The following is a 13,938-nucleotide window of genomic DNA, read 5'->3' as shown; positions in this document are numbered from 1 at the left end:
ATGGCTTTCTGACATATACCTTGGTTGCATTGAGTCGCGATGGGCTGCATCGCTTTAGGGGAATAGATGGATCTTTGGGTTGCGATTCAGGCGTTGATTCTGGGCGTGGTCGAGGGTGTAACCGAGTTTCTGCCGGTATCCAGTACCGGTCACCAGATCATTGTTGCGGACCTGATCGGTTTTGGTGGCGAGCGGGCGCTGGCCTTCAACATCATCATTCAGCTCGGGGCAATTCTCGCGGTGATCTGGGAGTATCGGCGCAAGATCCTGGACGTAGTGATTGGCCTGCCCAAGGAGTCTCAGGCGCAGAAGTTCACCTTGAACCTGCTGATCGCCTTCATGCCTGCAGTTGTCCTCGGTGTCGCTTTTGCCGACCTGATTCACGAATACCTGTTCAACCCCATCACCGTAGCCACCGCGCTGGTGATCGGCGGTGTCGTGATGCTCTGGGCCGAACGGCGTGATCACATCATTCGTGCCGAAACCGTCGACGACATGAACTGGGCACTGGCACTGAAAGTCGGCTTCGCCCAGTGCCTGGCACTGGTGCCCGGCACCTCGCGGTCAGGCTCGACCATCATTGGCGGCCTGCTGTTCGGCCTGTCGCGCAAGGCGGCTACCGAGTTTTCGTTCTTTCTGGCCATGCCGACCATGGTCGGCGCGGCGGTGTACTCCGGCTACAAGTACCGCGAGCTCTTTCAGCCGGGCGATTTCGCCGTGTTCGCGGTCGGATTCGTCACCTCGTTCATCTTCGCGATGCTTGCAGTGCGGGCGCTGCTCAAGTTCATCGGCAATCACAGCTACGCGGCGTTCGCCTGGTACCGGATCGGCTTCGGCCTGCTGATTCTGGCTACCTGGCAGTTCGGCCTGATCGACTGGGCCAGCGCCCAGGGCTGATCCATCGGCGGGATGTCGCGGCCTTCGCCCTGCTGATACAGCGCACACGCGCGCCTGGCTTTGCCATAGTGAGGCCTCCAGTCAGGAGGCCTCATGAACAGTACAGCGGACCATTTCCAGCTCGACCTGAACGGTATATCCCTCAGTCTTTATAGCGCCGGACCCGAAGCGGGCAGGCCTGTTTGGCTGCTGCATGGCTTCCCCGAGTGTTGGTATTCCTGGCGCAATCAGATCGATTCACTGGTGGCGGCTGGTTATCGCGTGTTCGTTCCCGAGATGCGTGGTTACGGGCTCAGCAGCGCGCCAGTGGACGTCTCGGCCTACGATGTGCTGACGCTGTGTGGGGACGTTCGTGCGGCCATGGATCATTTCGGTCACCGGCAGGTGGCGCTAATCGGGCACGACTGGGGCGCAATGGTCGCCTGGTATCTCGCGTTGCTGGAGCCGGAGCGGGTCACCGCGCTGGTGACCATGTCGGTGCCCTTCGCCGGAAGACCGCGGCGGCCCGCGACCGAAATCATGCGCGAAGCCAGCGGTGATCGATTCAACTACATCCTCTATTTCCAGCAGCCCGGTCGCGCCGAGCGTGAACTGGATGCCGACATTGATCGTACCCTGCGCCTGTTGATGTATTACCAGGAAAGGAACCTGTTGCTGCAGAACAAGCCTGCTGACGGCACCTTGTTCGAGGACGGCATGCAGCCGGGGCCGTTGCCCGACTGGTGCTCGGAAGACGATCTGGCGGTGTATCGGCAGACGTTCGCCGAGCACGGTTTTCGCGGTGCGCTGAACTGGTATCGCAACTTCGAACGCAACTGGCAGGTTACCGAGCCACTGCAGGGGCGCAAGATCACGCAGCCGACCATGTTTTTGATCGGCGACCATGACCCGGTTGGTGAGCTCGAGGCCTACACGCTGAAGAAGATGCCGGAATGGGTGCCGGATCTGGAACGACACGAACTGGCGCCGTGTGGCCACTGGATCCAGAACGAACAGGCGGGGAGGGTGAATACGCTGCTACTGGACTTCCTTGCCCGTCGCTTTGCCAGCTGATGCGTGGCACGGCGCCTTGCTGAGGCGTTGTCTATGAGTCTGCAGCGCCGTCTCCGAAGAAAGAGGCGCTGCGATACGCGGGCAGGGTGAGGATCAGACGATTACGCCCTGGCTGCGCAGGTAGTCGTCGTAGCTGCCGCTGAAGTCGGTCACGCCGTTCTCCGACAGCTCGATGATGCGGGTCGCCAGCGAGCTGACGAATTCACGGTCGTGGCTGACGAAGATCAGCGTGCCCGGGTAGTTCTCCAGCGCGAGGTTCAGTGCCTCGATGGATTCCATGTCGAGGTGGTTGGTCGGTTCGTCCATCACCAGGACGTTGGGCTTCTGCAGGATCAGCTTGCCGAACAGCATGCGGCCCTGTTCGCCACCCGAGATGACCTTGACCGACTTGAGGATCTCGTCGTTGGAGAACAGCATGCGGCCGAGGGTGCCGCGCACCAGCTGCTCGCCGCCCTGAGTCCACTGGCTCATCCAGTCGAACAGACTGACGTCATCCTCGAAGTCATGGGCATGGTCCTGGGCGTAGTAGCCGTAGTCGGCGCTTTCGGTCCATTTGACGCTGCCGCTGTCTGGGGTCAGTTCGCCAACCAGGGTGCGCAGCAGGGTGGTCTTGCCGATACCGTTCGGACCGATGATCGCCACGCGCTCGCCGGCCTCGACGGTGAAGCTGAAGTTCTTGAACAGTTCCTTGTCGTCGAAGCTCTTGGACAGGCGCTCGACAGTCACTGCCTGGCGGTGCAGCTTCTTGGTCTGCTCGAAGCGAATGAACGGGCTGATACGGCTGGACGGCTTGACCTCGGCCAGCTGGATCTTGTCGATCTGCTTGGCGCGGCTGGTGGCCTGCTTGGCCTTGGAGGCGTTGGCCGAGAAGCGGCTGACGAAGGTCTGCAGTTCGGCGATCTGAGCCTTCTTCTTGGCGTTGTCCGACAGCAGCTGCTCGCGCGACTGGGTCGCCGCGGTCATGTACTCGTCGTAGTTGCCCGGGAACAGGCGCAGCTCGCCGTAATCCAGGTCCGCCATGTGGGTGCAGACCGAGTTCAGGAAGTGGCGGTCGTGGGAAATGATGATCATGGTGCTGTTACGCGCCGTGAGGATCGTTTCCAGCCAGCGGATGGTGTTGATGTCCAGGTGGTTGGTCGGTTCGTCCAGCAGCAGCACATCCGGATCGGAGAACAGCGCCTGGGCCAGCAGCACACGCAGCTTCCAGCCGGGAGCGACTTCGCTCATCGGGCCGAAGTGCTGTTCCAGCGGAATTCCCAGGCCAAGCAGCAGTTCGCCGGCACGGGATTCTGCGGTGTAGCCGTCCATTTCGGCGAACTCGCCCTCGAGTTCGCCGACTTTCATACCATCCTCTTCGCTCATTTCCGGAAGCGAATAGATGCGGTCGCGCTCAGCCTTGACCTTCCACAGTTCCTCGTGGCCCATGATCACCGTGTCGATCACGTTGAATTCTTCGTAGGCGAACTGATCCTGGCGCAGCTTGCCCAGGCGCACGTTCGGCTCGAGCATCACCTGGCCGGCGGACGGTTCCAGATCGCCACCGAGAATCTTCATGAAGGTCGACTTGCCGCAGCCATTGGCGCCGATCAGGCCGTAGCGGTTGCCACCGCCGAATTTGACGGAAACGTTTTCGAACAGCGGCTTGGCACCGAACTGCATGGTGATGTTGGCGGTGGAGATCAAGGGCGTACCTATCAATGACGTGTGGCTGCGTGAATCAGGCTGATACCGATCCGATACCAATACTCAGCGGTCCAGCTCGCTCCGAAAGGGAGCTGGTCGATCCAGCGATTCTTGAGATGAATGACAACACGGTGGGCGTTTGCGCCTGCTGCCGGATGAATGCGGGGTGGCTACCGAACTTCAGCCGCGCATTGTCGCATAGCTGCACTCGCTGGCGTAAGGACGGGCTGACAAGGCAAACAGGAATCGCGCGGTAGCGGTCGTCGAGCTTGAGCGGATGCGAATCGTTTCATTGACACCCGGATGCTAAACAGAGAGCATTGTTACGATATAACATCGGTATCTGAGTTAAGGCATGAATAACGCAAGTGCGGTAGTGAAGTGGGCGGGTTGCGGAGCAGCGTTGATCCTGGCTGGTGCGCCGCTGGCTATAGCAAAGGAGGCGGCGGTACTCGATTCGATCACCATCACGGCGGACCAGGAACGCGCCGATGGACCGGTTCAGGGATATCGCGCCAAACGCACGCGCAGTGCGACCAAGACCGACACACCCATCGAGGAAATACCCCAGTCGATCAGCGTGATTCCAGCATCCGTATTGCAGGATCTGGACAGCCCGCGTGTAGAGAAGGCGCTGGATTTCGCCGGCGGCGTCTCCAGGCAGAACGACTTCGGTGGCCTGACCATGTACGAGTACAGCGTGCGGGGGCTGACCACCGGGGAGTTCTACAAGGACGGTTTCAGCGTCAACCGCGGCTTCATGAACCCGCCGGACGCCTCCAGTATCGAGCGGGTCGAAGTGCTCAAGGGGCCCTCGGCCAGCCTTTACGGGCGCGGTGACCCCGGCGGCACCATCAATATCGTCAGCAAGCGGCCGCAACTGGACAGCTTTGCCCGTCTCGATCTCAGCGCCGGTCGCTGGGATCGCTATCGCACTGCGCTGGACGTGAACACCCCGCTCGATGAAGACGGCAACATGCTCTATCGCATGAATATCGCCGTCGAAGACGGCAATAGCTTCCGCGATCATCGCGAGGCTGAGCGCCAGTTCGTCGCGCCGTCCTTCAGCTGGGAATTGAGCCCGGACACGCGATTACTGGTGCAGGCTGAGGTGGTGCGCAACCGCCAGACCTTCGATCGCGGTGTGGTCGCACCGGGCGGCGACCTGGGCAAGGTGTCCCGCTCAGCGTTCTATGGCGAGCCCTCGGATGGGCCGATCAGCAACGACAACGAAACGCTGCAGGCCGAACTCGAACACGACCTCAACGAAGTCTGGACGCTGCGCCTGGCCAGCCACTACAAGCAGGGCCGGATGGATGGCTACGCGACCGAAGCGGCAGAGGTCGCAGCAGACGGCCGCACGCTGACCCGCAACCTGCGCTATCGCGACTATGACTGGCAGGACGCGATCACCCAGCTGGAGCTGCGCGGGCGTTTCGATACCGGCTCGATTGAGCATCAGCTGTTGATCGGCACCGAGTACGAGCGTTACGCCCTGAGCGAATTCATGCTGCGCTCCAACAATCTGCGCAACATCGATCTCTACAACCCGGTCTACGGTACACCGCGTCCGGCGTTCAACCCGGCGCGTACGGTTGACCGCAATGAGCTGGTGCATAGCCGGGCGCTAAACCTGCAGGACCAGATTCGCTTTACCGACAAGCTCTTCGGGGTCATCGGCGCCCGCTATGACCACTACGAACAACGCCTGGACAATGAGGTTGCTGGCCGGCGCACCGAGCAGACTCATGAAAAGGTCACGCCTCGTGTCGGTGTGCTCTATCAGCTGATACCGGAGGTCGGGCTGTTCGCCAACGCCTCGCAGTCGTTCAAGCCAAACAATGGCGCCGACTTCAGCGGCGCCACGTTCGATCCGGAAGAGGGCGTGGGCTATGAGGCGGGGGTCAAACTCGACCTGTTCGACGGCCGTCTGGGGCTCACCGCCGCAGCGTTCCATCTGACCAAGGAAAACGTGCTGACCAGCGATCCGGCGAACAGCGGCTTTCAGATCGCCGCCGGTGAGGTGCGCAGCCGCGGGATTGACCTGCAGCTGGCAGGACAGCTGACCGATGCGATTCGCGTGATCGGTGGTTACGCCTACGTGGATGCCGAGGTGACTCGCGACAACACCCTGGCCAGCGGCAGCCGGCTGCTCAACGTACCGCGCCACAGCGGCAGCCTGCTGACCACCTACGAATTCCTCGATGGTGATCTCAGCGGACTCTCCCTTGGCGGCGCCGTGAACTACGTGGGTGATCGGGCAGGGCAGGCCGATAGCGACTTCGAGTTGCCGTCGTACACGACCGTGGACCTGCTGGCGCGCTACAAGGCGACGCAAAAGCTGACCCTCGGCGTGAACCTGAACAACGCCTTCGACCGGACCTACTACGAGCGCTCCTACAGCAATGTCTGGATCATGCCGGGTGAGCCGCGCAACCTGAGCGTTAGCCTGTCCGTGGAGCTCTGAGCCTGTACTCAGCGGGCAGTGACGCCCGCTGATTTCGTCGGCTTACAGCCAACCCTTCTCCTTGTAATAACGCTCGGCGCCCTCGTGCAGTGGCGCAGTCAGTCCGACGCGAATCATGTCTTCGGCCTTTAGATCGGCAAAGGCTGGATGCAGGCGCTTGAACCTATCGAGGTTGTCGAATACCGACTTGACCAGCTGATAGACCACCTCCGGGTCGGTCTTGCTGGTGGTCGCCAGCACGGCTTTGCCGCCGATCGATGGAATGGCGCCTTCCACGCCCGGGTAGAGCCCTGCGGGGATTTCCACGGCGCTGTAGTAATCGGCCTTGGCCAGCAGGCTGTCGATCTCGGCGCCCTGCACGGGAATGATCCTGGCCTTTACATTGGTCAAGGCTTCCTGGATCGCACCGCTCGGATGGCCGACCACATAGGTGATGGCGTCAAGGTTGTTGTCACCCAAGGCGGAAGCCATTTCCGCCGGTTTGAGTTCCGCGGCCAGGGAGAAGCTGGCGTTGGTCCAGCCCTTGACCTGCATGACCTCCTCGAAGGTGTCGCGACTACCCGAGCCGGGCACGCCGATGTTTACCCGCTTGCCTTCGAGTCCGGCCAGATCGGTGATGCCGCTGTCGTTGCGAACGACCACGGTGAGAATCTCCGACTGCAGCGAGAACACCGCGCGCAGTTCGACGGCGCCTTCCTTGTCGAAGGGCGCCAGGCCCTGCAGCGCCTTGTGCTGATGGTCGGACTGGATGAAGCCGAAGTCATACTCGCCTTTGTGCAACGACACGATGTTGGTCACGCTGCCCGCGGTCGAGGGTGCGTTGCATTTGATGGCGGGCTTCACCTCGGCACGATTGAGGAAGCGGCACACCGACTGGCCGGCGGTGTAATACACGCCGGTCTGCCCTCCGGTGCCGATGGTGACGAAGCGCTCCTGTGCCAGCACGCTGGTGCTCGCCAAGGCGCTGGCGAGCACGCCGGCCAGGGTGATGCCGAACAGGCCGTTACGGATCTGGTGGTTCATTGCGGTTCCCTCTTGTTTGTATTGTGGGTGGTTGCAACTGTGGTTGGCCGGCGCAGGAACGATAGACCGCTGTGGTCAGGCGCGCGCAGCGATCACCATGATCTCGACCAGCACCTCGGGCGAGGCCAGACGCGCCTGTACCGTCGCCCGTGCCGGTGCGCAGCCTGCTGGCAGCCAGTCGCTCCAGACCTCGTTCATGGCGGCGAAGTCGGCGTCGATGTCCTTCAGCCAGATCTGCGCGCTGAGCAGGTGCTCGCGACTGGATCCGGCGGCGGCCAGCAACCGGTCGATCTTCGCCAGCACCTCGCGGGTCTGTCCTGCGGCATCCAGGCCGCGGTCGTCCGGCACCTGGCCGGCGAGGAACACAAGGTCTGCATGAATGACCGCGGCGGACATTCGCGGATTGCTCTCGATGCGTTGAACGGGCATATCGGTTTCCTCTTTGAGTGGTCAGGCGGGCAGACTCAAGCCGTCCAGGGAGACAGCGGGTGGTGATCCGCCGATTACGCTGGCGAGCAGGTCGGCGCTGCCACAGGCCAGGGTGAAGCCGAGGCTGCCGTGGCCGACGTTGAGCCAGAGATTGTCGAATCCGCTGCGGCCGATCAGCGGCGTACCTTGGGGCGTCGCCGGGCGCAGGCCTGCCCATTGCCGCGCGCGTTGGTAGTCGCCGGCACCGGGGAAGGTCGCACTAGCCAGACGTTGCAGGGTGGCGATGCGCTGCTGGTCGAGCTCGGCATCCCAGCCGGCAATATCCACCATCGCCGCGACGCGCAGCTGGTCATCGAGGCGGGCGTAGACGACCTTGTTGTCGTAGTCGGTGACGTTGGTTTGCGGCACGCGGTCCTGGTCGGCCAGCGCAACGGTCAGGCTGTAGCCCTTGAGTGGGTAGATCGGCAGGTCGATACCCAGTGGCCGAAGCAGCCCGACGCTGCCGGTGCCGGCCGCCACTACCAGATGGTCGATGGCGACTTCATCGCGCCCGAGCATGACCGCGCGGACGCGCTTGCCTTCGGTGCGCAATGCGCTTACCGATTGGCCGGTATGCAGGAGAAACGCAGGCGATGCCCGCAGTCGCCGCAGCAGTTCGGTGCAGAACAGATGGCAGTCGGCAACCTCGTCGCCGGGCGAATAGATGCCGCCGTGCAGCGATGACGCCAACGGCGTCAGCGCCGGCTCGACGTCGACGCATTGCGCGGCGTCCAGCAGCCGCTGCCCTGATTCGTCGTCGATGGCCGCTGCGCCCTTGTGCAGGCTGTGTTGATCGCGATAGATCACCAGTTTGCCGTTGGCGCGCCAGGCGAAGCCGTCCAGCTGGTCCTGCTCGCGCCAGCTGCGCAGGATCTGCTGGCTGTGCAGGGCGAGCCGCAGCAAGTGAGCCGCGTTGCGCCGATTGACCGAACGCCGGCACGCCAGCAGGAACTGCAGGCACCAGCGCCACTGATGCAGGCTCGCCTGCGGTCGGAAACGCAACGGGGCATCGGCTCCGCGCAGCATCCAACCAATCGCCTGCAGCGGCACGCCGGCATCGGCCAGGGGCGAAACGTAGCGATAGCTGAGCTGTCCGCCATTGGCGAAGCTGGTCTCCAGGGCGACATCGTCGCGCCCTTCGATCAGCTCCACACTGTGCCCCTGGCGCACCAGTGAATAGGCTGTGGCAAGCCCGATAACGCCTGCGCCGATGACTGCTACCCGCATGCAACTGCTCCTCCGACTCGATCAGCGCAGCCTAGGCCGCGTGCCAGCGAGGCGGCCAATGAAAGGATGGAGCGTTCCCATAACCTGCGGTTATGCTCGATTGTCTGAAGAGGGGACATGCATGCGGCTGCGTCATATCGAACTGTTCCAGGCGATCCTGCAAACCGGCAGCCTGACGGCCGCGGCCGAGCTGCTGCATATCTCCCAGCCGGCGGCGAGCAAGATTCTCAAGCATGCCGAGCAGCAACTTGGCTTTGCGCTGTTCGACCGGGTGCGGGGCAAGCTGCAGCCCACCGCCGAGGCGCGGGTAATGCAGCAGCAGACCGAACGCCTGGCTATCGACCTGCAGAATCTGCGGCGGCTAGCTGACAGCCTCGGCCGGGGCGAGGAGTGCGCCCTGCGCCTGATCTGTACGCCGGCCTTGGCTCAGGCGCTGCTGCCACAGACGTTGAGCACTTGGCGCGAGCGATTTCCACGTACGGTCTGTCAGCTCGCGACGCAGCACACGGCGGAAATCGTCGAGGCCCTGCTACTGCGTGAAGCCGATCTCGGGCTGACTTCACAGGCGGTGGAGCATCCGGGACTGAGCAGCCGGCTATTGTCCGAGGGACGCATGCACGTGATCGCGCCGCCTGGCTGGTGGCAGCCGGATGAACTGCACGGCCCGCTGCGCCTGCAGGCCTTGGCGGGTAAAGCGCTGATCGGCATCGACGCCCGCGATGCGCTGGGCAGCCTGTTGCGCGGCCACATCGAGGAGCTCGATCCGCCGCCGCGCGTCGTTACCTGGGTACAGACCTATCAGCTGGCGCGACAGCTGGTGTCCGCGGGGCAGGGCGTGGCGCTGGTCGACCCGTTCACCGCGCTGGCGGCTACTGGCGGCGAGGTACAGGCTCGTCTGCTCGAACCGGCCATCAGCGTGCCGGTCTATGCGTTGACCCGTGTTCACGAGCAACTGTTGCCGGCGCAGGCGATGCTGCTCGAGCAGCTCGGCGCCCAGGCCGAGCGACTGCTGCAGGATGGGCACAACTGAGCAGTCGCGCGCTACCATGGCGGCTTTTGCGCCGGACGATCATGCACGTCGACTCGCCCCTTGAACGTTATCAGCAGGCCATCGTGCAAGACGGTTTCGTGCCCGATGCGGCTCAACAGCGCGCCGTTGCACGGCTTCAGGCCTGTCATGAGGCGCTTGTTTCAGGTGCGGACCTGCCTCTCGGCGTCTAACTATGGGGACCGGTCGGGCGTGGCAAGACCTGGCTGATGGACCTGTTTCACGCAAGCCTGACGGTTGCTTCGCGGCGGCAGCATTTCCACCATTTCATGCGCTGGGTGCATATCCGGCTGTTCCAGCTCAACGGCACGGCCGATCCGTTGCAGGCCCTGGCCAGAGAACTTTCACAAGAGATTCGCGTGCTCTGCTTCGACGAGCTTTTCGTCGGTGATATCGGCGACGCAATCATCCTGGGACGCCTGTTCCAGGTGCTCTTCGAGCATGACGTGGTGATCGTCGCCACCTCCAACCAGCCGCCGGAGCAGCTGTACGCCGACGGCTTCAATCGCGAGCGTTTTCTGCCGGCCTTCGATGCCATCGTGCAGCACATGCATGTGGTTGATGTGGATGGTGGCGCCGATCACCGCCTGCGTCCCGGCGCTGCGTTGCAGCGCTACTGGATCGCCCCGTTCGACGGCGCCACTGCGTTAGCCGCGACGTTCGAGGCGCTGGCCGATGGTGCGGTCAGCACCGAGCCACTCGCCCTCAGCCGTCGGCAGCTCGACGTCGTGCGGCGTAGCGAATCGGTGCTCTGGTGCCGCTTCGCCGATCTCTGCGAACAGCCGTTTTCGGCGCTGGACTTCATCGAACTGTGCGACCGTTTCGCAGCGATCCTGATTGGTGCTGTGCCCGAGCTCGGCGGCACACAGCGCGATGGGCGCATTGCCCGCGGCACCGAGGATGGAGCCGCGCGGGTGGCGGCGGGTGATCGCCAGTTGCCCAGGCTCGCCGCGCGGGATGATGCCGTGCGCCGCTTCATCGCGCTGGTGGACGAGTGCTACGACCGGCGGATTCCGCTCTATATCGAAGCCGAGGTGGCACTGGACGAGCTGTATACCGAGGGCTATCTGGCATTCCCGTTCCGCCGCACGCTCAGTCGCCTGCGGGAGATGCAGCTGCAGCGCTTTGGCTAAACGCCAGCTCAGTCGCGGTAGAACACCTGCACCAGGTGGTAGCCGAACTGGCTCTTTACCGGGCCGTGCACTTCGCGCAGCGGCTTCTTGAAGATCACTTGATCGATGCTCCGCACCATCTGCCCCGGGCGCACTTCGCCGAGGTCGCCACCTTTCTTGCTGGACGGGCAGGTCGAGTATTTGCGCGCCAGCACGTCGAATGCTTCGCCATTGGCGATGCGCTTTTTCAGCTGCGCGGCTTCGGCCTCGGTCTTGACCAGAATGTGGCGGCACATGGCTTTGGGCATGCTTGGTGTCCTCGATTACAAGGGACGCGATTGTAGTCGTACCGCCGCGAAAGTCGATCGCAATGCCGTGCGAAAACAGCTGTTTCGTGACCGTATGGTCGACGAGCGGTAGTTCTATCGAGATGCGTGATAGCGCTAACATCAGGCCAAACAAGCAAAACAATGGATTCCTCGCATGCCTTCAGTGCATACCTCAAAGGCTTCCGCGCTTCCGGTTCTGGTCGTCATGGGCGTCAGCGGTTCCGGCAAGACGGACACCAGCCACGCCGTAGCCGATGCGCTCGGCCTGCCGCATATCGAAGCGGACAACTTTCACCCGGCAGAGAACGTGGCGCGCATGCGTGCCGGCACGCCGCTGTCCGACGCCGATCGCGTGGAGTGGCTGCACGCGCTGATCGCCGAAATGCAGCGCACCCTGGCGGCGGGCAGCGGCTTCGTGCTGGCTTGCTCGGCGCTCAAGCGCAGCTACCGGGAGTTGCTGCGCAGTGCGGTTCCGGAGCTGCGTTTCGCCCATCTGGCCATCGATTACGAAACCGCCATACAGCGAGTCGGTGGCAGGGCGGGGCATTTCATGCCGATTTCCCTGGTCGACAGCCAATTCGCCACCCTCGAATCACCCGAGGGCGAACCGGGCGTATTGACGGTGGATGCCAGTCAACCGCGCGAGGTCGTCTTGCGCCAGATCGTCGAATGGATGCAGGGCGCCGGTCTGGATGAGCTGATCGAAACCCGGGTCGATCTTTCCTCGCGCCCGTTTGATAGCGCTACCACGGCGCCACCTTTGACCAACGAGCCGATCTACAGCGGCACGGTCGCTCAGCAATTCGACCGCCTGACCGACTGGCTGATGGCCGCGTTGATGGCCTTCATGGTCATCGTGGTGTTCTCCAGCGTGGTGCTGCGCTATGCCTTCGGCACTGGCTGGACCGGCGCTGAGGAGCTGTCGCGGCTGGCGTTCGTCTGGCTGGTGTTCGTCGGTGTCGCTTCGAGCATGCGCCGAGGCGAGCTGATGAGCTTTTCCATGCTGCGCGACCGTTTTCCTCGGCTGTTCCGCCGCGTCGTCGACTCTCTCAGCTGGCTGCTGGTGGCAGCTGCGAGCTGCCTGGCGGCCTGGGGTGGTTGGAATCAGATGCAGTTCGGCTGGACCATCAACAGCCCGGTAGTCGGTTATCCGCTGGGCCTGGCGATGTTGCCCGTGGCCGCCAGCATGGTCGCGCTGGCGGTACTGGCGCTGGTGCAGCTGGTCAATGTCTGGCGGCGCGATCAGCCATCGGCCACCGCCGCTGCGAATGTCACCGCGGACTGAAGCGACGCCGCATTCAGAACAATACGGGCACTGCCCAACCGAGGACCTTGTATGACCGTCGTCGTCTTCCTTTCATCGCTGCTGGGCTTCATGACGCTTGGCATGCCCATCGCCTTCGCGCTGCTGCTCACCGGCTCGGTGCTGATGTGGTACCTGGATTTCTGGGACGTGCAGCTGTTGGCTCAGAACCTTCAGGCCGGCGCTGACAGCTTCCCGCTGCTGGCGGTGCCGTTCTTCATCCTTGCTGGCGAGCTGATGAATGCCGGCGGCATCTCGCGGCGCATCATCGCCATGGCGCAGGCCTATTTCGGTCACAAGCGTGGCGGCCTGGGTTACGTGGCGATTGCCGCTTCGGTGCTGCTGGCCAGCATGTCCGGCTCGGCCCTGGCCGATACCGCCGCGCTGGCGACGCTGTTGCTGCCGATGATGCGCGAGCGCGGCTACCCGCTGAGTTCGTCATCGGGCCTGGTGGCGGCAGGCGGGATCATCGCGCCGATCATTCCGCCCTCCATGCCGTTCGTGATCTACGGCGTGGTCACCGGTACTTCGATCAGCCAGCTGTTTCTCGCCGGCATGGTGCCGGGGCTGATCATGGGCATGGGTCTGATCGTGGCCTGGACGCTGATCGCCCGGCGGATCGACGAACCGAAACAGGAAAAGGCCAGCGCCGCCGAGCGCCGTCGTGTGCTGGTCGACGGTGCTGCCGCGCTGATGCTGCCAGTGATCATCGTCGGCGGGCTGCGTGGCGGCCTGTTCACCCCGACCGAAGCGGCGGTGGTCGCCGCCGTCTATGCCCTGGCCGTTTCGACCCTGCTGTACCGCGAGCTGAACTGGGCCGGGCTGGTCGAGGTGCTGACCCGTGCCAGCCGCACCACGGCCTCGGTGATGTTCCTCTGCGCCGCCGCGACGGTGTCGGCGTACATGATCACCCTGGCGCAGCTGCCCGACGAGATCGCTGCAATGCTCGGCCCGCTGGCGCAGGACCCGAAACTGCTGATGATCGCCATCATGCTGCTGATGATCGCCGTCGGCATGGTGCTGGACCTGACCCCGACCATCCTGATCCTCGGTCCGGTGCTGGCGCCGATCGCGATCAAGGCCGGCATCGATCCGGTGTACTTCGGTGTGATGTTCGTGCTGATCGGGTCCATCGGGCTGATCACGCCGCCGGTGGGCACGGTGCTCAACGTGGTCGGCGGCATCGGCCGACTGCGCATGGAAACCCTGGTGCGCGGCGTTATGCCGTTCTTCCTTATCTATCTGGTGATCGTCGGGCTGCTTATCGCCGTGCCCTCGATCATCACCGTACCCCTGGCCTGGCTGCGGTAACGCCGGTCGTGCAACCA

Annotated in this window: 11 protein-coding genes and 1 pseudogene; 7 read left to right on the top strand and 5 right to left on the bottom strand. The window is 63.3% G+C overall.

Annotated features, from left to right (window positions below):
- The first annotated feature begins 66 nt into the window (after nucleotides 1-66).
- Together LW136_RS12410 and LW136_RS12405 are read left to right on the top strand one after the other, a co-directional pair.
- Nucleotides 67-897: an undecaprenyl-diphosphate phosphatase gene (locus LW136_RS12410; protein WP_014820156.1), complete on the top strand. Its 831-nt coding sequence runs from the start codon at nucleotides 67-69 to the stop codon at nucleotides 895-897.
- 93 nt (nucleotides 898-990) lie between these two features.
- The gene (locus LW136_RS12405) at nucleotides 991-1,950 is read left to right on the top strand and encodes an alpha/beta fold hydrolase (protein WP_234173014.1); all 960 of its coding nucleotides are present in this window, start codon (nucleotides 991-993) and stop codon (nucleotides 1,948-1,950) included.
- A 93-nt stretch (nucleotides 1,951-2,043) separates the two neighbouring features.
- On the opposite strand, the gene LW136_RS12400 is transcribed toward LW136_RS12405, so the two are convergent.
- Complete coding sequence (locus LW136_RS12400) at nucleotides 2,044-3,633, bottom strand: ABC-F family ATPase (RefSeq protein ID WP_044314509.1); 1,590 nt, start codon at nucleotides 3,631-3,633, stop codon at nucleotides 2,044-2,046.
- 355 nt (nucleotides 3,634-3,988) lie between these two features.
- On the opposite strand from LW136_RS12400, the gene LW136_RS12395 reads away from it, so the two are divergent.
- On the top strand, nucleotides 3,989-6,100 hold the full coding sequence (locus tag LW136_RS12395; protein WP_234173013.1) for a TonB-dependent siderophore receptor: 2,112 nt from the start codon (nucleotides 3,989-3,991) through the stop codon (nucleotides 6,098-6,100).
- A gap of 42 nt (nucleotides 6,101-6,142) precedes the next feature.
- Here the strand turns inward: LW136_RS12395 and LW136_RS12390 are convergent, their stop codons facing one another.
- The 3 genes from LW136_RS12390 to LW136_RS12380 form a co-directional block, all read right to left on the bottom strand.
- Nucleotides 6,143-7,123 carry a TAXI family TRAP transporter solute-binding subunit gene (locus LW136_RS12390; RefSeq protein ID WP_234173012.1) on the bottom strand — a complete coding sequence of 327 codons (981 nt, stop codon included), beginning with the start codon at nucleotides 7,121-7,123 and terminating at the stop codon, nucleotides 6,143-6,145.
- 75 nt (nucleotides 7,124-7,198) lie between these two features.
- A complete protein-coding gene (locus LW136_RS12385) occupies nucleotides 7,199-7,552 on the bottom strand; it encodes a RidA family protein (protein ID WP_090520339.1) in 354 nt (117 codons plus the stop codon).
- Nucleotides 7,553-7,573: 21 nt separating this feature from the next.
- Nucleotides 7,574-8,818, bottom strand: a complete 1,245-nt coding sequence (locus LW136_RS12380; RefSeq protein WP_058065814.1) for a D-amino acid dehydrogenase — start codon at nucleotides 8,816-8,818, stop codon at nucleotides 7,574-7,576.
- Nucleotides 8,819-8,939: 121 nt separating this feature from the next.
- Between LW136_RS12380 and LW136_RS12375 the strand changes: the two genes are divergently transcribed.
- Together LW136_RS12375 and zapE are read left to right on the top strand one after the other, a co-directional pair.
- A complete protein-coding gene (locus tag LW136_RS12375) occupies nucleotides 8,940-9,848 on the top strand; it encodes a LysR family transcriptional regulator (RefSeq protein WP_234173011.1) in 909 nt (302 codons plus the stop codon).
- 41 nt (nucleotides 9,849-9,889) lie between these two features.
- A pseudogene (gene zapE / locus LW136_RS12370) lies at nucleotides 9,890-10,999 on the top strand (cell division protein ZapE).
- Between the two features lie 8 nt (nucleotides 11,000-11,007).
- On the opposite strand, the gene LW136_RS12365 reads toward zapE, so the two are convergent.
- The gene (locus LW136_RS12365) at nucleotides 11,008-11,286 is read right to left on the bottom strand and encodes a peptidylprolyl isomerase (protein ID WP_234173010.1); all 279 of its coding nucleotides are present in this window, start codon (nucleotides 11,284-11,286) and stop codon (nucleotides 11,008-11,010) included.
- A gap of 175 nt (nucleotides 11,287-11,461) precedes the next feature.
- Between LW136_RS12365 and LW136_RS12360 the strand changes: the two genes are divergently transcribed.
- Together LW136_RS12360 and LW136_RS12355 are read left to right on the top strand one after the other, a co-directional pair.
- Nucleotides 11,462-12,592, top strand: a complete 1,131-nt coding sequence (locus LW136_RS12360) for a gluconokinase, GntK/IdnK-type (protein ID WP_234173009.1) — start codon at nucleotides 11,462-11,464, stop codon at nucleotides 12,590-12,592.
- A 51-nt stretch (nucleotides 12,593-12,643) separates the two neighbouring features.
- A complete protein-coding gene (locus LW136_RS12355) occupies nucleotides 12,644-13,921 on the top strand; it encodes a TRAP transporter large permease (RefSeq protein ID WP_023445328.1) in 1,278 nt (425 codons plus the stop codon).
- Nucleotides 13,922-13,938 lie beyond the last annotated feature (17 nt).

Source organism: Stutzerimonas kunmingensis (assembly GCF_021432085.1).
Classification (GTDB): Bacteria; Pseudomonadota; Gammaproteobacteria; order Pseudomonadales; family Pseudomonadaceae; genus Stutzerimonas.
The sequence above is the reverse complement of the archived record's forward strand: the minus strand, read 5'-3'. Positions and strand labels throughout refer to the sequence as shown.

Coding starts and splice junctions, on each gene's coding strand:
- LW136_RS12385 (WP_090520339.1), bottom strand. CDS start 7,552: ATGCCCGTTCAACGCATCGAGAGCAATCCGCGAATGTCCGCCGCGGTC.
- LW136_RS12390 (WP_234173012.1), bottom strand. CDS start 7,123: ATGAACCACCAGATCCGTAACGGCCTGTTCGGCATCACCCTGGCCGGC.
- LW136_RS12380 (WP_058065814.1), bottom strand. CDS start 8,818: ATGCGGGTAGCAGTCATCGGCGCAGGCGTTATCGGGCTTGCCACAGCC.
- LW136_RS12365 (WP_234173010.1), bottom strand. CDS start 11,286: ATGCCCAAAGCCATGTGCCGCCACATTCTGGTCAAGACCGAGGCCGAA.
- LW136_RS12405 (WP_234173014.1), top strand. CDS start 991: ATGAACAGTACAGCGGACCATTTCCAGCTCGACCTGAACGGTATATCC.
- LW136_RS12355 (WP_023445328.1), top strand. CDS start 12,644: ATGACCGTCGTCGTCTTCCTTTCATCGCTGCTGGGCTTCATGACGCTT.
- LW136_RS12395 (WP_234173013.1), top strand. CDS start 3,989: ATGAATAACGCAAGTGCGGTAGTGAAGTGGGCGGGTTGCGGAGCAGCG.
- LW136_RS12410 (WP_014820156.1), top strand. CDS start 67: ATGGATCTTTGGGTTGCGATTCAGGCGTTGATTCTGGGCGTGGTCGAG.
- LW136_RS12375 (WP_234173011.1), top strand. CDS start 8,940: ATGCGGCTGCGTCATATCGAACTGTTCCAGGCGATCCTGCAAACCGGC.
- LW136_RS12360 (WP_234173009.1), top strand. CDS start 11,462: ATGCCTTCAGTGCATACCTCAAAGGCTTCCGCGCTTCCGGTTCTGGTC.